This window comes from Mycobacterium sp. E2479 (genome assembly GCF_001667925.1).
In the GTDB taxonomy this organism is placed as follows: Bacteria; Actinomycetota; Actinomycetes; order Mycobacteriales; family Mycobacteriaceae; genus Mycobacterium.
Genome location: NZ_LZJR01000154.1, coordinates 1 through 22,384, shown reverse-complemented (window position 1 = coordinate 22,384; position 22,384 = coordinate 1). Strand labels below are relative to the sequence as shown.

Below are 22,384 nucleotides of genomic sequence, written 5' to 3'. Positions count from 1 at the left end.
GTGGTGATCGCGAGCTCAACGGAGTTGAGCGCTGCGGGTGATCGCCGGCACACCCGGCCGTGCCTGCCGCAGCCGCGGACCCCATGAAGGTACGGTGCCCGATGTGTGGTCGTTGCCATGTCGTACCGAGCCACTGACCGGCTCGGCCGCTGTCGTTCTACTCGCCGTCACGCTGACGGGCTGCGGTTCGGGGGACTCCACCGTCGCCAAGACGCCCCAGGCCAGAACCACTTTTGCCGCGTCCGTCACGGCTCCGGCCACCCTCCCGGCGGCCGCGCCACCCGGCAACGCCCCTCCGCTTGATCCCTGCGCGGTCAACCTCGCCTCGCCCATCATCGCGAAGGTGGTCTCCGAGCTGCCTCGCGATCCGCGCAGTCAGCAGCCCTGGAGCCCCGAACCGCTGGCGGGCAACTACAACCAGTGCGCGCAGCTGTCCGCGATCATCGTCAAGGCCAACACCAACGCAGTGAGTCCGACCACCCGCGCAGTGCTGTTCCACCTCGGCCAATTCATCCCGCAGGGCGTGCCCGACACCTATGGATTCAACGGCGTCGACGCGGCGCAAACGACGGGCGACACCGTGGCACTGACCTATCCCAGCGGGATCAAGGGCCTGAACACCGATGTGAAATTCCACTGGAACGGCAACGCGGTCGAACTGATCGGCAACACCCCCGCGCACTGATCCGGGGCACGCCCGCCCGGCACGGCCCTGTTGTCGGAGCGCTGACCTACAGTGGCTCCAGTGTTGGTCTCCGGCGACAGCATCGTGTACAGCGCATCGGATCTGGCCGCCGCCGCCCGCTGCGAATTCGCACTACTACGGGAGTTCGACGCGAAGCTGGGCCGCGGTCCCGCTCCCGTCACCGTCGAGGACGAACTGCTCACGCGGACGGCTGACCTCGGTAGCGAACACGAGCGACGCGAACTCGCGTCGCTGCGCGACCGGTACGGGCCGGCCGTCGCGATCATCGGCCGCCCGGCCTACACGCCCGCGGGCCTAGCGGCGGCCGCCGACGCCACTCGGCGCGCCGTCGCCAACCACGCTCCCGTGGTGTATCAAGCCGCCATGTTCGACGGCCGCTTCGTCGGCTTCGCAGACTTCCTGGTGCGCGAGAACGAACGGTACCGGGTCGTGGACACCAAACTGGCCCGCTCAGCTAAGGTAACCGCGCTGTTGCAACTGGCCGCCTACGCCGACGCGTTGGCCGCCGCGGGCATCCCGGTCGCTGCGGAGGCCGAGCTGCGCCTTGGCGATGGAACCACGGTGCGGCACCGGGTTCGCGACCTGATCCCGGTGTACCGCTCGCAGCGCGCCCGCCTGCAGCGCCTCCTCGATGAGCACTACGCGGGCGGCGCCGCGGTTCGCTGGGACGACGAGGGCGTGGCCGCCTGCTTTCACTGCCCGCTGTGCCTCGAGCAGCTGCGGGCGGCCGACGACGTGCTGCTGGTGGCCGGTTTGCGAGTAAGCCAGCGCGACAAGCTCTTTGATGCCGGCATCAGCACCGTCGCCGACCTGGCCGATCTTCGCGGACCAGTGCCTGGACTGGCGACCAGCGTGCTGAACAAACTCGCTATCCAGGCCAAACTACAAGTCCGCCAACGTGAAACCGGCGTCCCACAGGTCCAGGTCATCGATCCGCAACCGCTGGCCCTGCTACCCGAGCCCGACCCAGGGGACCTGTTCTTCGACTTCGAGGGCGACCCGCTGTGGACCACCGATGGACGTGAATGGGGCCTGGAATATCTGTTCGGTGTTTTGGAAGCAGGCCCGATGGGCAAGTTTCGCCCGCTGTGGGCGCACAACCGGGCCGACGAACGCAAGGCGCTGATCGAGTTCTTGGCGCTGGTGGCCAAGCGCCGCAAGCGCCGCCCCAACATGCACATCTACCACTACGCGCCATACGAGAAGAGCGCGCTGCTGCGACTGGCCGGTCGCTATGGAGTGGGCGAGGACGAAGTCGACGAACTACTGCGCAGCGGCACGCTGGTCGATCTTTACCCGTTGGTGCGCAGGAGCATTCGGGTGGGTGCGGAGTCATTCAGTCTCAAGGCGCTAGAGCCTCTCTACATGGGGGCTCAACTGCGCGTGGGTGACGTGACCACGGCCACCGGTTCGATCACCTCCTACGCACGATACTGCGAACTGCAGGCAGACGGCCGCGGCGACGAGGCCGCATCGGTGCTCAAGGAGATCGAGGACTACAACCACTACGACTGCCGCTCGACCCAGGAATTGCGGAATTGGTTGATGTTGCGCGCCTACGAATCCGGCGTGGTACCGATCGGCGCTCAGCCCGTGGCCGACGGCAACACTGTCGACGACCGCGACCAACTGGCGGTGACGTTGTCGAGGTTTACGGGAGCCGCCGGCGTCGACGTCCGCACCCCCCAGCAGACGGCCGTAGGGCTACTGGCCGCGGCGCGCGGCTACCACCGGCGCGAGGACAAGCCCTTCTGGTGGGCGCACTTCGACCGGTTGAACTTTCCCATCGACGAGTGGGCGGATGACACCGACGTGTTCGTCGTCGAGCACGCGTCGGTCAGCGTCGACTGGCACACGCCACCACGCGCGCGTAAACCGCAGCGGCGGCTGCAACTGCGCGGCGAACTGGCGCGCGGCGACTTGAAGAGCGATGTCTTTGCCCTCTACCACCCTCCGGCCCCGCCCGGCATGACCGAGAGCCCCGACCGGCGGGCGGCCGGGCGGGTCTCGGTCATTGAGGCCGACGATCCAGCGGTCCCCACCGAAGTGGTGGTACTCGAACGAGTTGGCGCCGATGGCAAGACTTTTCACCAGTTGCCGTTCGCGCTGACTCCAGGTCCGCCCATCCCGACGACGGCGCTACGGGAGTCAATCGAGGCAACCGCGGCCGGGGTGGCGGCCGGATTGCCGCAACTGCCGCGCAGCGCGATCATCGACGTGCTGCTGCGGGGCGCGCCCCGCGCGCGGGGCGGCACTCCCCTCCCCCGTAGCGACGACATTGTCGCCGATATCACCGCCGCGCTACTCGATCTGGATTCGTCATACCTGGCAGTGCACGGTCCGCCGGGCACCGGCAAGACGCACACCGCGGCGCGGGTAATCCACGACCTGGTCACCGAGCATGGCTGGCAGGTGGGTGTGATCGCGCAGTCGCACGCCACCGTGGAAAACCTGCTGGACTGTGTAATCGATGCCGGTCTGGATCCGCAACGGATCGCGAAGAAGCGCAACGACCACCGAGCCCCGCGCTGGCGGGAGATTGACGGCGGCGCCTACGCCGCGTTCCTCGCTGACACCCCGGGATGCGTGATCGGCGGAACGGCATGGGATTTCGCCAACGCCAATCGGGTGCCGCCGGGAAGCCTAGATCTCCTGGTAATCGACGAAGCAGGCCAGTTCTGTCTGGCCAACACCATCGCCGTGGCCCCGTCCGCCGCAAACCTGTTGCTGCTCGGAGATCCTCAGCAGTTGCCGCAGGTCAGCCAGGGCACTCATCCCGAGCCGGTAGACGTTTCCGCGCTGGACTGGCTGGTCGACGGCCAGCGCACCCTGTCCGACGAACGCGGTTACTTCCTAAACCTCACCTACCGCATGCACCCGGCCGTCTGCGCAGCGGTTTCGGCGCTCTCCTACGAGGACAGGCTGCATTCGCATGAGTGCACCGCCGCCCGCCGCCTCGACGGATGTCAACCCGGTGTGAAACTGCTTTCGGTTGAGCATCAAGGCAATTCGACCGAAAGTCCCGAGGAGGCCGATGCGATCGCCGCCGAGATCAACCAGCTGCTCGGCGCGGCGTGGACCGACGAACACGGCACAAGGGGGTTGGCCGCCACCGATGTGTTGGTGCTGGCGCCCTACAACGCCCAGGTCGCGCTGCTACGTCATCGGTTGACCGCCGCGGGGCTCGCCGGAGTGCGGGTGGGGACGGTCGACAAGTTCCAGGGCGCACAGGCGCCGGTGGTCTACATCTCGATGACAGTGTCATCCGTGGACGCGGTGCCCCGCGGAATGTCCTTCCTGCTCAACAGGAACCGGCTCAACGTCGCGGTAAGCCGCGCCCAGTACGCGGCCGTGGTCGTGCGCTCCCCGTCGCTGACGGAGTATCTGCCCGCCACACCCGCGGGCCTGATCGATTTGGGCGCCTTCCTGGCGCTCACCCAGCGCGATCTGCGGTGACCGCCTAGCCGGTCGACGAGTGCCGGCCCGAACCGGTGGGGTCGTCATCGGGATCGGAGCGGTGATGCTGACCTCGCAGCGATTCGCCTTCGGGGAAGTACCGGCTCCCCGAGCCGTTGACCTGGCGGCGTGGCGGCCTAGTGAGCCGATCACCGGGCGGGAGGGATTTGGGCGGGCGCCGCACCGCCACCTGGCGAAGGCGTTTGCCGTTGTCCACGTGAGACCCGTTGTGGGCGTAGCCGATTGGTTCAAACGCCGCAGCGGAATCGCCGAGCGACGTGCGCCACGAATCGGCGGGGTCACGGCGCGGCACTCCGGTGGGCGCCGGTTGCGGACGATCAATTCGCTGCCGGGGCGGCTGCGGATGGCTTCCCCACCGTGCGTCGGGCTCGCGCACCAGGACCAACTCTACGTACTGGTCGTCGTCGTAGTCGTCGTCGATCACGCCGTCGTCGGGCCCGAGGGGATCGTCGCCACCCCCGTTATCGCCCTTGCCCGCCCACGGCGCGAAGCCCACCAGGAACAGTGCGGTGATGATCCCGAACAGCGCGATGAACGCCGGCAGCAGCACCGATTGCGACATCGCGGCCGCGAACGGTTCGCGAAGGAACCCGGGCAACTGCAAGGTGAGCGTGTCCTCGCCGGTGGCCTCGCCGGACGGCTGCCGCGGCATCTCATCGCTTATCCGCCACGTCATGAACGCGGCCATACCGGCGCTGCCGAGCACAGCACCGAGCTGGCGCACGGAGTTGTATACCGCCGAGCCCGCGCCGGCCAAATGCGCCGGCAGGTTACGCGTCGCGGTGGCGGTCAGCGGCGACCACACGAACGCCATCCCGACCCCCATCGCGAAGAACGGCAACACCAGCCGCCAGATCGGTGTCGTCGGTGACATCTCGAAGGTGATCCAGGTCAGCGCGATGGCCAGCATCGAGAAGCCGAAGCCGAGCACGGGCTGCGGATGGTACTTGTCGACGAGCCTGCCGACGAACGGCGCGAAAACGCCATTCGCAATCGCCATCGGTGCGATCAGCAGCGCCGAGCGCGTCGGTGAGAGCCCGCACACGGCCTGGGCGTAGAAAGTCAGCGGCAGCATCATGGCCGTCGCGGTGAACGAGATGATGGCGACCCCGACGTTGCACAGGGTGAAATCTCGGTCACCGAAGATCGCCAAGGGAATCAGCGGCTCGTCGGCGTTCAGCGACTGCCAGAACGCGAAGGCCGTCATCAACCCGACGCCAGCGACTATCAACGCCCAGATCCAGGGTTGCCAGTGCGCGGCCTGCCCCTGCTGCAACCCGAATACGATCAGGAAGATGCCGGCACCAGACAGCGCGACCCCGATCAGGTCGAAACGATGCGACTGGGTGGGCAGCACCGGAATCAGCCAATACGCCAACACCAGGCCGATGACACCGATGGGGACGTTGACGAAGAAGATCCACTTCCAGCCCAGCCCGTCGACCAGGACACCGCCGGCCAGCGGGCCCACCAGGCTGGCGACACCGGCAGTGGCGCCCCACAGGCTCACCGCGACACCGCGGCGCTCCGACGGGAAAATCCGGGTGATGGTCGACAGGGTCTGCGGCGTGAGCAGCCCCGCGCCGACGCCCTGTACGACGCGTGCCGCGATCAGGACCGCGGCACTGCTGGCCAACCCGCACCACACCGAGGAAACGGTGAATACGACCAGCCCGATCAGGTAGAGGTTCTTGGGACCGAACCGGTCACCGAGGCGCCCGGCTACCAGCAACACGACCGCGTAGCCCAGCAGGTAGGCGCTGGTCACCCAGACGACGGTGTCGTAGCCGATGCGCAAGCTGGCCATGATGGTCGGGTTCGCGATGGCGACGATGGTCGAGTCGACCATGATCATGAAAAAGCCGATCATCATGGCCCACAGCGGGTTCCAAGGATTCTGCGACTGCTGCGAGCTTCGGGTGAAAAAGTCCCAGCGGTTGGCGGCCCGGGCCGGCCCCGATGCCGCGCGCCTCCCGGGCGTGCGGGGCGTAGCCGTCGTCATCCACCCCACCTCGTTTCGGTTTCGCGCCCACCCGCTGCTGTTCAGCCGTATCGGCGCGGCTCGTCGACTGGTCCCACCCACGCAGATACACCACGCGCGCTGCGCGGTAAACAGGATGAGGACCGGCCGACGGCCCGGACCGTCGCAGACATCCAGCCTGCATTATTCCCGGTGAGGCAATAGGGCCGGCAGCCAAGGACCCGGTCAGGGTGCATAACGCGTCAGGATTTGCCGCGGGCACGTTAGCCTGGGGGAACGCCGTTTGCAGGAGAGACAATATGCGGGGTCGACGGAAAAGGTCGCCGAACCGGTTCTTCACCATGTCCGACGCGAAACAGCAGCCGACCGCCGGCAACGGTCGACCGAAAATGTCGGCGCGGGCATTGGCGCAGGTCATCGAGCGGAGCTCGTGGCTGCAGGGCCCGGCCGCCGAGGCCTATGTGACCCGGCTGCGCAACGCGAATCCGAACGCCAGCCCGGCGGAGATCCTGGCCAAGCTGCAGAAGAGATACCTGGCCATTGTGACCGCCGGCGGCGTTGCCGTGGGGGCCGCCGCAACCGTCCCCGGCATCGGCACAATCAGCGCCCTGTCCGCGGCAGCCGCGGAAACGGTGACGTTCCTGGAGGCCACCGCGTTCTTCGTATTGGCGGTGGCGGTGGTTTACGACATCCCGGCCGATCACCGGGAACGCCGCCGCGCGCTGGTGCTGGCGGTCCTCGTCGGCGACAACAGCGAGCGCGCCGTCGCCCAGCTGATCGGTCCGCGCCGCACCAGCGGCGGTTGGGTCTCCGAGAGCCTGGCCGCCCTGCCGCTGTCGTCGATGTCGAAGCTGAACTCACGGCTGCTCAAGTCGTGGGTCCGGAAGTACACCTTGCGGCGCGGCGCCCTGTTGTTCGGCAAACTGTTGCCGGTCGGCATCGGCATCGTGGTGGGCGCCATCGGCAACTATCTGGCCGGCAAGAAGATGACCCGTAACACCAACCGGGCGTTCGGCGCTCCGCCCGCGCGCTGGCCCCGCGCGCTGCACTTGGTGCCTCCGATTCACGAAGCCGGCTAGCGCGCGGCCGTCTGCCTGTTCCCTCGGTCAACCTGGCGGATCGGCGGCGAAAGGTTAGCCTTTATAGGGCGGAAACAATGGGTACCGCCATGGGTGTGAGGCGTTCGGTCGTCCGGGGCCGACAAGGGTGCAAGCGCCGCGGGAATGCGCTTGCGGAACAGAAGGATTGAGGCGAACTGCGGTCGTGAGCAACATAAGTTCACCATTCGGGCAAAACGAATGGTTGGTCGAGGAGATGTACCGCAAGTTCCGCGACGACCCCTCGTCGGTCGATCCGAGCTGGCACGAGTTCCTGGTCGACTACAACCCGGAGCCCGCGGGCGAATCCACGCAGGCTGCTCCGACCAGCGGTGATGGAACGCAGGCTGCCGCGGCGGCCCCGCCGAAGCCGGCTCCGGCGTCCCCGCAGACCACCGAGACCGCCAAGCCCGTAGCCCCTCCCGGCAATGGGGTCGCGCCGCGACCGGCGAAAGCCGCTACTCCTGCGCCGGCGGAAGGCGACGAGCTGCAGACGCTGCGCGGCGCCGCGGCGGCCGTCGTCAAGAACATGTCCGCGTCCCTCGACGTGCCGACGGCGACCAGCGTCCGGGCCATACCGGCCAAGCTGATGATCGACAACCGCATCGTCATCAACAACCAACTCAAGCGCACCCGCGGTGGCAAGATCTCGTTCACTCACCTGCTGGGTTATGCGCTGGTGCAGGCGATCAAGAAGTTCCCGAACATGAATCGGCACTACGCCGAAGTCGACGGCAAGCCCACCGCGGTGACGCCGGCGCACACCAACCTCGGCTTGGCCATCGACCTGCAGGGCAAAGACGGCAAGCGTTCCCTGGTGGTCGCCGGCATCAAGGGCTGCGAGACCATGCGGTTCGCACAGTTCGTCACCGCCTACGAGGACATCGTGCGACGCGCCCGCGACGGCAAGCTGACCGCCGAAGACTTTGCCGGCGTTACCATTTCGCTGACCAACCCGGGGACCATCGGCACGGTGCACTCGGTGCCGCGGCTGATGAACGGCCAAGGGGCCATCATCGGTGTCGGCGCCATGGAGTACCCCGCGGAATTCCAGGGCGCCAGCGAGGAACGCATCGCCGAGCTGGGCATCGGCAAGCTGATCACGCTGACCTCCACCTATGACCACCGCATCATCCAGGGTGCGGAGTCCGGCGACTTCTTACGCACCATCCACGAGATGCTGCTGTCGGACGAATTCTGGGACGAGATCTTCCGCGAGCTGGGCAACCCGTACCTGCCGGTGCGCTGGAGCACCGACAACCCCGACTCGATCGTCGACAAGAATGCCCGGGTGATGGAGCTGATTGCGGCCTATCGCAATCGCGGTCACCTGATGGCGGACGTCGACCCGCTGCGATTGGACGGCAGCCGGTTCCGCAGCCACCCCGATCTCGAGATCCTCAACCACGGCCTGACGCTGTGGGATCTCGACCGGGTGTTCAAAGTCAACGGCTTCGCCGGTAGCGAATACAAGAAGCTGCGCGACGTGCTGGGCTTGCTGCGCGACGCCTACTGCCGCCACATCGGCGTGGAGTACACCCACATTCTCGAACCCTCGCAACAGGAATGGCTGCAGCAGCGCGTCGAGACCAAGCACGTCAAACCGACGGTGGCCGAGCAGAAGTTCATCCTGAGCAAGCTGAATGCGGCCGAGGCCTTCGAGACCTTCCTGCAAACCAAATACGTTGGCCAGAAGCGGTTTTCACTGGAAGGCGCGGAAAGCATCATTCCGATGATGGACGCGGCGATCGACCAGTGCGCCGAGCATGGACTCGACGAGGTGGTCATCGGCATGCCGCACCGCGGCCGGCTCAACGTATTGGCCAACATCGTCGGCAAGCCGTACTCGCAGATCTTCAGCGAGTTCGAGGGCAACCTCAACCCAGCCCAGGCGCACGGCTCCGGGGACGTCAAGTATCACCTGGGCGCCACCGGCGTGTACCTACAGATGTTCGGCGACAACGACATTCAGGTGTCGCTGACCGCCAACCCGTCGCACCTGGAAGCCGTTGACCCGGTGCTGGAGGGTCTGGTACGCGCTAAGCAGGACCTGCTGGACCGCGGGGCCGACGACCACGGCGACGAAAAAGCCTTCTCGGTGGTGCCGATGATGCTGCACGGCGACGCCGCGTTCGCCGGGCAGGGCGTGGTCGCCGAGACGCTGAACCTGACTAACCTGCCCGGTTACCGCGTCGGCGGCACTATCCACATCATCGCCAACAACCAGATCGGCTTCACCACCGCGCCGGAGTACTCACGGTCCAGTGAGTACTGCACCGACGTCGCAAAGATGATCGGAGCGCCGATCTTTCATGTCAACGGCGACGACCCGGAAGCGTGCGCGTGGGTGGCCAAGCTGGCCGTCGACTTCCGACAGGAGTTCAAGAAGGACGTCGTCATCGACATGCTGTGCTACCGCAAGCGCGGCCACAACGAGGGCGACGACCCGTCGATGACCAACCCCGCGATGTACGACGTCGTCGACATCAAGCGTGGCGTCCGCAAGAGCTACACCGAAGCCCTGATCGGCCGCGGCGACATCTCGATGAAGGAAGCCGAGGACGCCCTGCGCGACTACCAGGGCCAACTGGAGCGGGTGTTCAACGAGGTCCGCGAGCTCGAGAAGCACGGCGCGCTACCGAGCGAATCGGTAGAGGCCGACCAGATGCTGCCGGCGGGCCTGGCCACCGCGGTGGATAAGGCGCTGCTCTCGCGCATCGGCGACGCGTTTCTGTCCCTGCCCGAGGGCTTCACCCCCCACCCACGCGTGCAGCCGGTGCTCGAAAAGCGGCGCGAGATGGCCTACGAGGGCAAGATCGACTGGGCCTTCGGCGAACTATTGGCGCTCGGCTCGCTGGTGGCCGAGGGCAAGCTGGTGCGGCTATCGGGTCAAGACACCAGGCGCGGCACCTTCTCCCAGCGGCACTCGGTGATCATCGACCGCAACACCGGCCAAGAGTTCACGCCACTGCAACTGCTCGCGACGAACGCCGACGGCACTCCTACCGGGGGGAAGTTCCTGGTCTACGACTCACCGCTATCGGAGTACGCCGCCGTCGGCTTCGAGTACGGCTACACGGTGGGCAACCCGGACGCTCTGGTGTTGTGGGAAGCGCAGTTCGGCGATTTCGTCAACGGCGCGCAGTCGATCATCGACGAGTTCATCAGCTCGGGTGAGGCGAAGTGGGGCCAGCTGTCCAACGTCGTACTGCTCCTGCCACACGGCCACGAGGGGCAGGGGCCCGACCACACCTCAGGCCGCATCGAGCGCTTCCTGCAGCTGTGGGCCGAGGGGTCGATGACGATCGCCGTGCCGTCGACACCGTCCAACTACTTCCACTTGTTGCGGCGCCACGCCCTTGACGGCGTGCAGCGGCCGCTGATCGTGTTCACACCGAAGTCGATGCTGCGCAACAAGGCTGCGGTGAGCGATGTGCGGGACTTCACCGAAATCAAGTTCCGCTCGGTGCTCGAAGAGCCGACGTACGAGGAGGGCATCGGTGATCGCAGCAAGGTCACGCGGGTCCTGCTGACCAGCGGGAAGCTCTACTACGAGTTGGTGGCACGCAAGGCCAAGGACAACCGCGAAGACGTGGCGATCGTGCGCATCGAGCAACTCGCCCCACTGCCCAAGCGCCGGCTGGGCGAAACGCTGGACCGCTACCCGAACGTCAACCAGTACTTCTGGGTGCAGGAGGAGCCGGCCAACCAGGGTGCCTGGCCGCGATTCGGACTGGAGCTGCCAGAGCTGTTGCCCGACAAGCTGACCGGGATCAAGCGGATCTCGCGCCGGGCGATGTCGGCTCCGTCGTCGGGCTCGTCAAAGGTGCACGCGGTCGAGCAGCAGGAGATCATCGACACGGCCTTCGGCTGATCGGGACGACCACTGGATCCGCGACCCGCGGGAATCGGGGACCGCTCCTACCGGCTAGCCTCAACGCAAACGTGCCGATAAGGAAGGGTGCTCATGCAAGGGTTCGCCGGAAAGGTCGCGGTGGTGACGGGCGCGGGTTCAGGTATCGGGCAGGCGCTGGCCGTCGAGCTGGCCCGCTCGGGCGCCAAAGTGGCGATCAGCGACGTCGACCTGGAAGGCCTGGCCCACACCGAGGAACAGCTCAAGGCAATCAATGCCTCGTTCAAATCCGATCGGCTCGACGTGACCGAGCGGGAAGCTTTCTTGGCCTACGCCGACGGCGTCAAGGAGCACTTCGGCAAGGTCAACCAGATCTACAACAATGCCGGCATCGCCTTCACCGGCGACGTCGAAGTCAGCCAGTTCAAGGACATTGAACGGGTGATGGACGTCGACTTCTGGGGTGTCGTCAACGGCACCAAGGCGTTTTTGCCGCACCTGATCGCCTCCGGTGACGGGCACGTCATCAACGTATCCAGCGTGTTCGGGCTCTTCTCGGTACCCGGGCAGGCCGCATACAACTCGGCCAAGTTCGCCGTGCGCGGGTTCACCGAGGCGCTGCGCCAGGAGATGGGGGCGGCCGGCCACCCGGTGGCGGTGACCACGGTGCACCCGGGAGGCATCAAGACTGCGATCGCTCGCAACGCGACGGCCGCCGAGGGGCTCGACCCCGAACAACTGGCCAAGCTGTTCGACAAGCGGCTCGCCCGGACCAGCCCGGAACGCGCCGCGAAGGTCATCCTGGACGCGGTCCGCAAGAAGAAGGCCCGGGTCCTGGTCGGCACGGACGCCAAACTCCTGGACGTGATGGTGCGGGTGGCGGGCCCGTACTACCAACAGCTCTTCGGCCCAGTCATGGGCCGGTTGATGCCAAGGGTCTGACCCTCAGCGCCCGAGCGGATGCTCGGCCAGCCAGCCGCCCGCCACCGCCTGCGGATCGGCACCGTTGCGCACTTGCCGGCGCATCTCGACCAAGGCCGCGGTATCCAGCACACCTGCCACTTCGTTGATCGCCAGCAACTGCCGATCGCTCAGCGCATTACGGCGATAAAGCGGCACCACATTCTCCGCACGGATCAGTGCGGGTTTGCCGTCGGACAGCGCGACCAGGTCGCCGGGGATGCCGGGGTCGGCCGAGGTGGTCCACCCCGCCGTCAGCTGCCCGGTCCGAATTGCGGCGAACATTGTTGCGCCGTCCGGGAATTCACGTGGCTTGGGCAGGCGGCAGGGGCCGACCGACGACGGTTCCTGCCGCCCGACGACACTCCCGACAACGAGGCCGTCGCAGTGGCGGGGCAGGGTGCTCAAGTCCGCGCTGACGTCACTACCGCCCCACGCCTTGGCGGTCGGCCGACTGACCAGCAACACGGGCTTGTCTTCGGCAGCCGTCGTGTAGTCGCCCGCCACGACTCCTTCGGGCAGCGCAGCGATCATTGCGCGGTAGACGTCTTTGTCCGACATCGCCGTCGCGCCGGGCTGCAGAACTAGCAACGTGCGGCCGGTGAAGGCGGGTACGACGGTGAACGCACCGGAATCCAGCTGCGGCATTGGGTCGGCCGCCGTCGCGGCCCGCGCACCGAAGCCATAAGACCGCAGGGCGGCGACGTAGATGCCGGCCAGCAGCGCCGCATCGGCGTCAGCCCGGGATCCGACCACAGTTTCGGCACTGGCCCGACGGTCGCCGGGGTCAGCGCCGGCTGCGCAACCCGCCACCGCGAGTACGGCGGCGAGCAGCGGTGCCGCCAGCCTGCCGATTCTCAACCCCGAGCGACGGAAGTGTCTGAGGCTTCCGTGGCGAGCGCCACCGCCTTGGCGACCGCGTCCCCGACCCGGGTGTCCAGTGCGCTGGGGACGATCCGGTCGAGCGCGAGGTCGTCGCTGACGACGGAGAAGATCGCCTCGGCCGCAGCGACCATCATCTTCTCGGTGATCCGGCGCGCGCCGGCGTCCAGGGCACCGCGGAACACCCCCGGGAAGGCAAGCACGTTGTTGATCTGATTCGGGAAATCGCTACGGCCCGTGGCCACCACCGCGGCGTGTTTGGCCGCGATCTGCGGGTGGATCTCCGGATCGGGGTTGGACAGCGCGAACACGATCCCGTCGGGTGCCATGGTGGCGATCATCTCTTCGGGGACCACGCCGCCCGACAACCCCAGGAAAACGTCGGCGCCCCGGACGGCTTCGGCCAGGCTGCCGGTCAGGCCGGTGGGGTTGGTGCGCCGCGCCAGAGCCGCCTTGACGTGGTTCATGTCGTCGCGACCGGTGTGCAGAACCCCACGCGAGTCGAGCACGGTGATATCCGAAACACCCATCGCCATAAGAAGATTGGTGCACGCGACACCGGCCGCGCCGGCTCCCGACACCGCCACCTTCAGCGAGGCCATGTCGCGACCGAGTACCTTGCTGGCACCCATCAGCGCGGCCAGCACCACGATCGCCGTGCCGTGCTGGTCGTCGTGCATCACCGGGCAGTCCAGCGCTTCGATGAGGCGCCGCTCGATTTCAAAACAACGCGGCGCGGAGATGTCCTCGAGGTTGACGGCGCCGAACGTCGGGCGCAAGCGCACCAGGGTTTGCACGATCTCGTCGGGATTCTTGGTGTCCAGCACGATCGGGATGGCGTTCAGCCCGCCGTACGCCTGAAACAGCGCGCACTTGCCCTCCATGACCGGCAGCGACGCCGACGGCCCGATATCCCCCAGGCCAAGCACTGCGCTGCCGTCGCTGACGACGGCCACCAGCCGGTTCGCCCAGGTGTACCGGGCGGCCTGCGCGTGGTCGGCGGCGATCGCACGGCTGACCTGTGCCACGCCGGGGGTGTAGGCGATCGACAGAGCGCGCTGGGTGTCCAGCGGGGACGTCATGCCTACGGAAAGCTTGCCGCCTACGTGTGCCTCGAAGATCTCCGCGTCGGTGATCACGCCGTTCACGGCTTGCGCCGGTATCGATTCAAGCAATTCGGACACGCGCTTCAGCGTACTGACTACCCATTAGTAGCCCTAATTGGTGATGTGGGTCATACCAGCCGACCCGCGGTGATCAGATCAGCTTCAGCTCAGTAACCGCGTTGCGCTCGTCGACCAGCTCGGCGGTGGTCTTGTCGATGCGGCCGCGGGAGAACTCGTCGATGTCCAGCCCCTGCACGATCGACCAGTTGCCGTCCTTGGTGGTCACCGGGAACGACGAGACGATCCCCTCGGGCACGCCGTACGAGCCGTCGGAGAAGACCGCCATCGACACCCAGTCGCCGTCCGGGCTGCCCAGCAACCAGGACCGGGCGGCGTCGACGGTGGCCGAGGCGGCCGAGGCGGCCGAGGAGGCGCCGCGCGCGTCGATGATCGCCGCGCCGCGCTTGGCGACCGTCGGGATGAAGTCATTCTCGATCCAGTTCTGGTCGTTGACCACCTCAGCGGCGTTCTTGCCGCCGACCTCGGCGTGGAAGATGTCGGGGTATTGGGTGGCCGAGTGGTTGCCCCAGATGGTCATCTTCTTGATGTCGGTGACCGGGGCGCCGGTCTTCTTGGCCAGCTGCGAGATCGCCCGGTTGTGATCCAGGCGGGTCAGCGCGGAGAACCGCTCCTTCGGGATGTCGGGAGCGTTGCTCAGCGCGATCAGCGCGTTGGTGTTGGCGGGGTTGCCCGTCACGCCGATGCGGACGTCGTCTGCGGCGACGGAATTGAGCGCCTTGCCCTGCGCGGTGAAGATCGCGCCGTTGGCCTCCAGCAGGTCGCTGCGCTCCATGCCCGGGCCGCGTGGCCGCGCGCCGACGAGCAACGCGAGGTTCACACCATCGAAGACCTTGTTCGCGTCCGCGCCGATCTCCACGCCAGACAGCAATGGGAACGCGCAGTCATCGAGCTCCATCACGACGCCCTCCAGCGCCTTGAGGGCGGGCTCGATCTCAAGGAGACGCAGCTCGATCGGGCGATCGGCGCCCAGCAACGAGCCGCTTGCCAGGCGGAACAACAGGCTGTAGCCGATCTGGCCGGCGGCGCCGGTGACAGCGACCTTGAGAGGACTTGCGCTCACGTCGATTACTCCTTGTGGAGAAGTTCGTGCAGGTTTGGGTTTGGGCTCGAAACTAGCGCACTGCGCTCGACGGACAATCTCCGGTCCGCTACCAGGGCTTTCTGGGACCTGATGGTCGCGCTTTGAAAAGCCGGAACGCGTACCATGGACCACCGCTTGGTCGGACCTGCGCAATGCTGGGAGGTGGATGTGTTCCAGGGATTCGACGCCTTGCCCGAAGCGCTTCGACCCGTTGCGCACGAGCCGCACGCCAAGCCGGTCCCGGCCCCAAAACCGCCCAACGAGACGCTGGTTGACTGCGCCGTCTACGAAGACGGCCACCGGTTGCCCGGCAAACTCGGTTACGCGGCCGCGCTGGATAAGGTGCGCGAAATCGAAGCGCTGGGGCACGACGGATTCGTCTGGGTCGGATTGCGCGAACCCAACCAGTCCGAGATGCAGGAAGTGGCCGATGTGTTCGGGCTGCATCCGCTGGCCGTGGAAGACGCCGTGTGCGCCCATCAGCGGCCGAAAGTCGAACGCTACGACGACACCTTGTTCCTGGTCCTCAAGACCGTCAACTACGTCCCCCACGAATCGGTGGTGCTGGCCCGCGAGATCGTCGAGACCGGCGAGATCATGGTCTTCGTCGGCAAGGATTTCGTGGTCACCGTGCGACACGGCGAGCATGGCGGACTGTCCGAGGTGCGCAAGCGGATGGACGACGACCCCGCTCAGATGCAGTTGGGCCCCTACGCGGTGTTGCACGCGATCGCCGACCACGTGGTAGACCACTACCTCGAGGTGAGCAGTCTGATGTTGTCCGACATCGACAGCATCGAGGCGATCGCGTTCGCGCCGGGCAGCAAGATCGACGTCGAGCCGATCTACCTGCTCAAGCGCGAGGTCGTCGAACTGCGCCGCTGCGTCAATCCGCTGTCGGCCGCCTTCCACCGCATCCAGACGGACAACAAAGATGTGATCTCCAAAGAGGTGCGACGCTATCTGCGCGACGTGGTCGACCACCACTCCGAGGCCGCCGACCAGATCGCAAGCTACGACGACATGCTCAACTCGCTGATTCAGGCGGCATTGGCCCGGGTCGGGATGCAGCAGAACAACGACATGCGCAAGATGGCGGCCTGGGCCGGTATTTTGGCGGTGCCCACCATGGTCGCCGCCATTTACGGGATGAACTTCCGTTTCATGCCCGAGCTCAACTGGACGTGGGGGTACCCGGGGATCATCGCCTTGATGACGGCCGCTTGTGTGGGCCTGTACTTCCAGTTCCGGCGCAACAACTGGCTCTAGGCCGCGCGCTGGAGCGGAGTCAATCGGGCTGTGCGGCCGGACGATTCGGATTCAGCACGTCGACGCCGTCGTTGTCCCACGCTTGACGCATCGCATCGGCACCCTTGAGCCGCACCCACGCCGCTTCGGTGGCAGTGATGGGGGTGGCCGACAGAAACTGCACCGGGTCCCGGGGCGGGTCCAGCGGCAGATCGCGAATCCCACTGCGGCCCAACAAGACAGCGGTGAAGGGCACCCGCGACGACGGGGATGCCCACAGCGGTGAGCCGAGATCGACCAGCGCGTCGGCGCACAGCACCACACCTTCGACCGTCGGCGTCGCCGCCAGGATCGCCAGGCTGCGGGCGATGCCGGAGACCGGACCGGGATCGCGCAACTGAAGCACGATTTCGGCGCGCGGACCGCGCAACGGATCGCTGATGTCAAGCGTCGGTTCGGTCATCGGGTGGCGCGAGCAGCCCAGCGTGACGTAGTGCACCGTCGTGTCCGGCTCCCGGAAACGCAACACCTCGATGGTCTCGGTGCCCAGAAATGTCACACTCGCCGCTTCGGGGTCGGCGTCGGTGAAGTGAGCCTGCAGATGCGCGCGCACTCGACCCAGCGTCACGGTGTCCCCGACGGCGCGATGGTCAAGTTAGCCCCGGAATCCGCATCGAAGACCACCAGCTTGGTCGTGTCTAAGGCCAATTCGATCGATTGCCCGATGGCCGCCTTCGATTCGGCGGGAACCCTTGCCACGAACTGGTCTTTATGGCCTTCCGACTCGGCCGCCAGCTCGTCCAACTGGGCAGAGTGTGCCGCCCACGCCGCGGTGGAGAAGTAAATGTACTTGTCCGCGCCCAGCGACTCGACCAAGTCGATCTTCACCTGAAAGGTCAGCGCCCTGATGCGCTGGTAACCATCGATCAATCCAGCGTCGGACAGATGCTCGGGCCGCACGCCGACGATGACGTTAGCGGGTTCCGGATGCCGGGCGACCACCTCTTGGATTTCCGGCGCCAGCACCACCTCGCCAAATGGCAGCTTGAGCCCGACGGGCGTCAGTGAGGCCGGGAAGAAATTCATCGCCGGCGAACCGATGAACCCGGCGACGAACAGGTTGGCCGGATGCTCGTACAGCTCGTCTGGCGCGCCGATCTGTTGCGCAACACCGGAATGCATCACCACCACGCGATCGCCTAGTGTCATGGCCTCGGTCTGGTCATGCGTGACGTAGACCGTTGTGGTGCCCAGCCTCTTTTGCAGCCTGGCGATCTCGCCGCGCATCTGGACCCGCAACTTCGCGTCCAGGTTGGACAGCGGCTCGTCCATCAGAAACGCTTTGGGATGCCGTACGATGGCCCGACCCATCGCCACCCGCTGCCGCTGCCCGCCCGACAATTGCGACGGCTTACGATCCAAAAGTTCCGTCAGGTCAAGGGTTTTCGCTGTTTCCTCGACCTTCTGCGCGATCTCAGACTTCTTCATCTTGGCCAGCGTCAAGGGAAACGCGATGTTCTGCCGCACCGTCATGTGTGGGTATAGCGCATAGGACTGGAACACCATCGCAATGTCGCGGTCTTTGGGGGCCTTCTCGTTCACCCGTTCGCCGCCGATGCGCAGCTCGCCGGACGAGATGTCCTCCAGCCCCGCAATCATGTTAAGCGTGGTGGTCTTCCCGCAGCCCGAAGGGCCCACCAGGATCAAAAATTCGCCGTCGGCGATGGTGAGGTTGAGGTCATGCACCGCCGTGGCGCCACCGGGGTAACTCTTGCTGACATGGTCCAGCACGATCTCGGCCATCGAGTTATCCCTTCACGGCGCCAGAGGTCAACCCGGCGACGATTCGTCGTTGGAAGATTAAAACAAAAACGATGATGGGGACCGTAATCACGACGGCGCCGGCTGCGATCGATCCCGTCGGCTCCTCGAACTGCGAACTGCCGCTGAAGTTCACGATTGCCACCGGCGCGGTGATGGCCGCTTTGGTGGCTGTCAGCGTCAACGCCAGCAGCAGATCGTTCCAGGCGAAGATGAATACCAGGATCGCCGCCGTCACCACGCCGGGGGCCGCCAGTGGCACGATCACCTTGCGGAACGCCTGAGCCGGTGTGGCGCCGTCCATTTTCGCCGCCTTCTCCAGATCCCAAGGGATCTCGCGGAAAAAGGCCGACAGCGTGTAGATCGCCAACGGCAGTGCGAAGGTGATGTACGGCAGAATCAGGCCCGGCCAGGTATCGAACAAGCCGATGAATCGTTCGATGTTGAACAACGGCGTCACGAGTGAGATCGCGGGAAACATGGTGATCAACAGGGTGGCCCCGACGAGCAATCGCTTGCCTGGAAAGGCCAGCCGGGCAATGGCGTACGCCGCCATCGCACCGAGCACCACCGCGATCACGGTGGTGATCAACCCGATCCCGAGGGAGTTGAGCAGCGCCGAGCTGAAAAAGTCGCCGCGAAAGATGCCGCGATAGTTATCCAAGGATGCCGATGACGGAATCAGGTTGCCGTCTTTGACAGTTGAGCTCGGCTTCAGCGACAGACTAAAGATCCACAGCACCGGAAGTAGCGCATAGACCGCCACCACGGTGTCGACAACGGCCCAGATCGCGGTGCGCCGCGCGCCCGCTCCGTCAGCGGCCATCGTTGTCACCTCCGGGGGCCGCCGCGCCGAACACCTTGATGAACACCCACGCGATCAGACCGGCACAGACGAAGATCAGCACGCTGATGGCAGAGCCAAGCCCGACGTTGAATCCCTTGAACAGGTTGTCGTATCCCAGCATCGACACCGATCCGGTGTTGTTGGCGCCGTTGGTGATGACGTAGATGTTGTCGAAGATGCGAAACGCGTCCAGTGTCCGGAATAGCAAGGCAACCACCACCGCCGGCTTGATGATCGGCAGCGTGACCGCGGTCAGCCGCCGCCACGCGCCGGCCCCGTCGACTTGGGCCGCATTCAGCAGATCTTCCGGGACCAACGCCAAGCCGGCCAGCAACAGCAGCGCCATGAACGGCGTTGTTTTCCAGACCTCGGCGAGGACGACGATCGCCAACGACGGGATCTGATCGGTCAGTGGTGCGCTGCCCCGCGGCAGCAGGTTGGCCAGATAACCTGTTCCTGGCGTCCACGCGTAATACCAGCTGTACGACGCGACGACCGTGACGATGCCGTACGGGATCAGGACCGCGGTGCGGACCAGGCCCTTACCGACCACGGTGCGGTGCATGACCAGTGCCAGCGCCAAACCCAGCACGAATTCCAGGGATACCGAAACCACCGTGATGGCCAACGTCACCGCCAACGCGGTCCACCAATAGCGGTCGGTCAGTATCGTGACGTAGTTGTTCAGCCCGACGTACGCGGTGTCGTCGGGGACGGCAAGGTTGTTGCGCTGCAGGCTCAACCACACCGCGTAGCCGATCGGATACGCCGTCACCGCCAGCATCAAGACTGACGCCGGCGCGATCAGAATAAACGCCAGCCGCTGTTCGGCCCGCCGGCCGGGACACCGCGGTGGCACGGAAGACGTTCGCGCGGTGTCGGTTTCGGCATCGACTACTGTCATAGCCGCCGCTTCTCGTCGCGTCGCTCTGCATCGTCGCCGGCGCATGTCACGGCAGCAGCCCTCTTCCGTCGATCGCCTTCTGCACCTCGGTGCTGAGCTCGTCGGCGGTCCGCTCGGGGTCGATCCTTGTGATCGGGCTCAGCGTCGCCGCGAGCCGGATGGCCACACCCTGGTAGACCGGCGTTGCCGGGCGCACCGCGGCATCAGTGAGCTGGCGGCGGATGATGGTGTACATCGGATATTTGCTCTGGAATTGCGGATCGGAATACAACGAGCTGCGCACCGGCGGCAGGCCGCCCTCGATCGAAACGTACTTCTGATGTTGCAGACTTCGCAGGCAGCGGATGGCTTCGAATGCTTCGGCGCGGTGACGGGTGGTGCTGGCCACCGCCAGGTTTGCGCCGCCGATCGTCACCTTTGCCGGACGGCCCGGTGCCACACCGGGATACGGCGCGAAGCCGAAGACTTTCTGGCTGGCTTCATATGCGATACGGAACTGCTGGTCGTTCGGCACGAATGTCCCGGCGTCGTTGATGGTGCCGGCCAGCTTCGGATCCCGGTTGAGCGGCAGGAAGGGCACCCCGCCCTTCACCGCATTCTCCAGCATGGACGCCAGCGCGTACGGCCAGTTGACCGCGAGCGCGGCCCGACCTTGTTCCAGCGCCAACCGAGCAGTGCTCTCGTCGGTTCGGCTGATCGACGGATCGGCTCCGGGCGCGATGGCCACCGACTTGAGGATGCGCAGCGCGTTGATGGTGGCCGCGCGATGCAACGGCGTATCGGTGAGCGTGACGCGGCGACCATCCTCGGAGAGGACCTGACCGCCACCGCTCACCAGCAGCGTGTTGAACCAGACCACCAGACCTTCGCCCTCGTTGGCCTGCACGCCGATCCAGCTGGGCTGCCCCGCATCGTGCAATCTGGCGGCCTCAGATACCATGCCGTCCCAGGTTCGCGGCGGCTGAGTCACCAAATCAGGCCGATACCAGAGCAATTCGGTGTTCGTGGTGACGGGTGCTCCGAACAGCTTGCCTTGCCAGCGCGCCGTCGACAAGGGGCCCGGCAGCGTGTCGACCGTGGCGTCGGCCTCGGCTCGCCCTTCGGGATCGGCGGACAACGGCAACGCCCAACCGGCCTCGGCGAACTCGGCCGTCCACACCACGTCCAGCGACATCACGTCCAGTGTGCGGTCGCGTCCGGTCAGCCTCCGGGCCAGCTGCAAGCGCTGTTCGCCGGGAGCCCGCGGCAGACTGATCTGCCGAATGGCGAAGCGGCCGTTGAATTGCCTGGTGCAGTCCTGGGCCACCGCGGTGAACGTCGCACCGTCGGCGGCCGTTGTGTAGAAGCTGATGACCAGCCCGCGACTTTCCGATCCGCACGCCGATACCGCCGCCGCGATGATCGCCGTCGCCAGCGCGATAGCGCCCATCCGGCGCACGCGCCCGCGCCGACTCACCACTAATTCACACCTCTCGCGCGCGACTCAAATCGCCAAGCGCGCCAACAGGTCCCGCGCCTTCTCTGCGTTTTGCGGATCACAGAGCACGTCATAGCGTCCGGCCACCAACTGCATGGTCGAGCTGAAATCCCGTGTGCCGCGCGCCATCGAGTAAGGAACGGCCGAAGTGATCAGTCCGAAGAAGATACCGGCGACCAGACCCGTGGCCAGCGCCCCCCACGGGTTCGGGCTGAAGAAGCCCAGCACGAGCCCGATGAACAACCCCAGCCACGCCCCGCTCAGCACGCCGCCGCCGAGCACCTTCGGCCACGTCAGCCTGCCGGTGACTCGCTCCACCTGCATCAGGTCGACACCGACGATGGTCACCTGCTGCACCGGGAATTGCTGGTCGGACAAGTAGTCGACGGCGCGCTGCGCCTCGGCGTAGGTGGGATACGACCCGACCGGCCAACCCCGCGGCGGCGTCGGCAGTCCGGGCGTCCCACGGCGCCCCGGCGCACCCGGTGGCGTTGCGCCGGGAACCTGCCCAGGCTGGAAAGAATTAGTCATCGCCGCTCATTGTCCTCCGCCTCGGGCGTCATTTCATCTCAGGCCTGCCAACCTATCCACCGACCTTTCACCACCTGCGCAAACGCGACGCGCCGTGCCGTGCGTTTTGTCGGACGCCGCTGCCACGACGAGCCGAGGTTTCCGTCCGGCCGACGCTGGACACGTCACGGCATCTTCGTGTGCCCCGTCGGCGATTCGCGGCGGCGCCGGCCACCTGCGGATGGGCTAGGTTGAACACCATGACAGCTCCCGGCGGCGGCTTCGGCGAGGGTGGCCATGACGAAAAGGCTGACTCGTCCGCCGGCAGCGGAGCCGGCGAGCAGCCGGATGCG

General features: G+C 66.1%; 16 protein-coding genes. 6 read left to right on the top strand and 10 right to left on the bottom strand.

Going from position 1 to position 22,384, the window contains the following annotated elements; translation table 11 throughout:
* Nucleotides 1-94 precede the first annotated feature (94 nt).
* Together A5686_RS23065 and A5686_RS23060 are read left to right on the top strand one after the other, a co-directional pair.
* A complete protein-coding gene (locus A5686_RS23065; RefSeq protein WP_067939564.1) occupies nt 95-685 on the top strand; it encodes an LppP/LprE family lipoprotein in 591 nt (196 codons plus the stop codon).
* Nucleotides 686-745: 60 nt separating this feature from the next.
* On the top strand, nt 746-4,162 hold the full coding sequence (locus tag A5686_RS23060) for a TM0106 family RecB-like putative nuclease (RefSeq protein ID WP_067939114.1): 3,417 nt from the start codon (nt 746-748) through the stop codon (nt 4,160-4,162).
* Nucleotides 4,163-4,166: 4 nt separating this feature from the next.
* Here the strand turns inward: A5686_RS23060 and A5686_RS23055 are convergent, their stop codons facing one another.
* Entirely contained in the window at nt 4,167-6,185 is a 2,019-nt protein-coding gene (locus A5686_RS23055) for an MFS transporter (protein ID WP_067939111.1), read from the bottom strand.
* 278 nt (nt 6,186-6,463) lie between these two features.
* On the opposite strand from A5686_RS23055, the gene A5686_RS23050 reads away from it, so the two are divergent.
* The 3 genes from A5686_RS23050 (at nt 6,464) to A5686_RS23040 (ending at nt 12,056) form a co-directional block, all read left to right on the top strand.
* Nucleotides 6,464-7,243 carry a hypothetical protein gene (locus A5686_RS23050; RefSeq protein ID WP_067939108.1) on the top strand — a complete coding sequence of 260 codons (780 nt, stop codon included), beginning with the start codon at nt 6,464-6,466 and terminating at the stop codon, nt 7,241-7,243.
* 184 nt (nt 7,244-7,427) lie between these two features.
* Nucleotides 7,428-11,135, top strand: a complete 3,708-nt coding sequence (locus tag A5686_RS23045; protein WP_067939106.1) for a multifunctional oxoglutarate decarboxylase/oxoglutarate dehydrogenase thiamine pyrophosphate-binding subunit/dihydrolipoyllysine-residue succinyltransferase subunit — start codon at nt 7,428-7,430, stop codon at nt 11,133-11,135.
* Nucleotides 11,136-11,228: 93 nt separating this feature from the next.
* Nucleotides 11,229-12,056, top strand: a complete 828-nt coding sequence (locus A5686_RS23040) for an SDR family oxidoreductase (RefSeq protein WP_067939103.1) — start codon at nt 11,229-11,231, stop codon at nt 12,054-12,056.
* Between the two features lie 3 nt (nt 12,057-12,059).
* Here the strand turns inward: A5686_RS23040 and A5686_RS23035 are convergent, their stop codons facing one another.
* The 3 genes from A5686_RS23035 to A5686_RS23025 form a co-directional block, all read right to left on the bottom strand.
* Nucleotides 12,060-12,935, bottom strand: coding sequence for a glycine betaine ABC transporter substrate-binding protein (locus tag A5686_RS23035; protein WP_067939100.1), 876 nt, complete (start codon nt 12,933-12,935; stop codon nt 12,060-12,062).
* Nucleotides 12,932-14,140: an NADP-dependent malic enzyme gene (locus A5686_RS23030; RefSeq protein ID WP_067939097.1), complete on the bottom strand. Its 1,209-nt coding sequence runs from the start codon at nt 14,138-14,140 to the stop codon at nt 12,932-12,934. Before A5686_RS23030 ends, A5686_RS23035 begins: the two co-directional genes overlap by 4 nt.
* Nucleotides 14,141-14,213: 73 nt before the next feature.
* Nucleotides 14,214-15,203: a malate dehydrogenase gene (locus tag A5686_RS23025; RefSeq protein WP_067939094.1), complete on the bottom strand. Its 990-nt coding sequence runs from the start codon at nt 15,201-15,203 to the stop codon at nt 14,214-14,216.
* Between the two features lie 189 nt (nt 15,204-15,392).
* On the opposite strand from A5686_RS23025, the gene corA reads away from it, so the two are divergent.
* Nucleotides 15,393-16,493 (top strand): magnesium/cobalt transporter CorA, encoded by a 1,101-nt coding sequence (gene corA / locus A5686_RS23020; RefSeq protein WP_067939561.1) that lies wholly within the window; start codon nt 15,393-15,395, stop codon nt 16,491-16,493.
* Between the two features lie 19 nt (nt 16,494-16,512).
* Here the strand turns inward: corA and A5686_RS23015 are convergent, their stop codons facing one another.
* From A5686_RS23015 to A5686_RS22990, 6 genes are read right to left on the bottom strand one after another with little or no spacing between them, the layout of a single operon-like run.
* Nucleotides 16,513-17,094 (bottom strand): suppressor of fused domain protein, encoded by a 582-nt coding sequence (locus A5686_RS23015; RefSeq protein WP_067939558.1) that lies wholly within the window; start codon nt 17,092-17,094, stop codon nt 16,513-16,515.
* Between the two features lie 2 nt (nt 17,095-17,096).
* A complete protein-coding gene (locus tag A5686_RS23010; protein ID WP_067939091.1) occupies nt 17,097-18,275 on the bottom strand; it encodes an ABC transporter ATP-binding protein in 1,179 nt (392 codons plus the stop codon).
* 4 nt (nt 18,276-18,279) lie between these two features.
* On the bottom strand, nt 18,280-19,119 hold the full coding sequence (locus A5686_RS23005) for a carbohydrate ABC transporter permease (RefSeq protein WP_067939088.1): 840 nt from the start codon (nt 19,117-19,119) through the stop codon (nt 18,280-18,282).
* Nucleotides 19,109-20,044 (bottom strand): carbohydrate ABC transporter permease, encoded by a 936-nt coding sequence (locus A5686_RS23000; protein WP_067939081.1) that lies wholly within the window; start codon nt 20,042-20,044, stop codon nt 19,109-19,111. The genes A5686_RS23005 and A5686_RS23000 overlap by 11 nt, the downstream gene beginning before the upstream one ends.
* Before the next feature lie 46 nt (nt 20,045-20,090).
* A complete protein-coding gene (locus A5686_RS22995; RefSeq protein ID WP_067939073.1) occupies nt 20,091-21,503 on the bottom strand; it encodes an extracellular solute-binding protein in 1,413 nt (470 codons plus the stop codon).
* A 24-nt stretch (nt 21,504-21,527) separates the two neighbouring features.
* Nucleotides 21,528-22,052 carry a general stress protein gene (locus A5686_RS22990; RefSeq protein ID WP_067939071.1) on the bottom strand — a complete coding sequence of 175 codons (525 nt, stop codon included), beginning with the start codon at nt 22,050-22,052 and terminating at the stop codon, nt 21,528-21,530.
* Between the last annotated feature and the right edge of the window lie 332 nt (nt 22,053-22,384).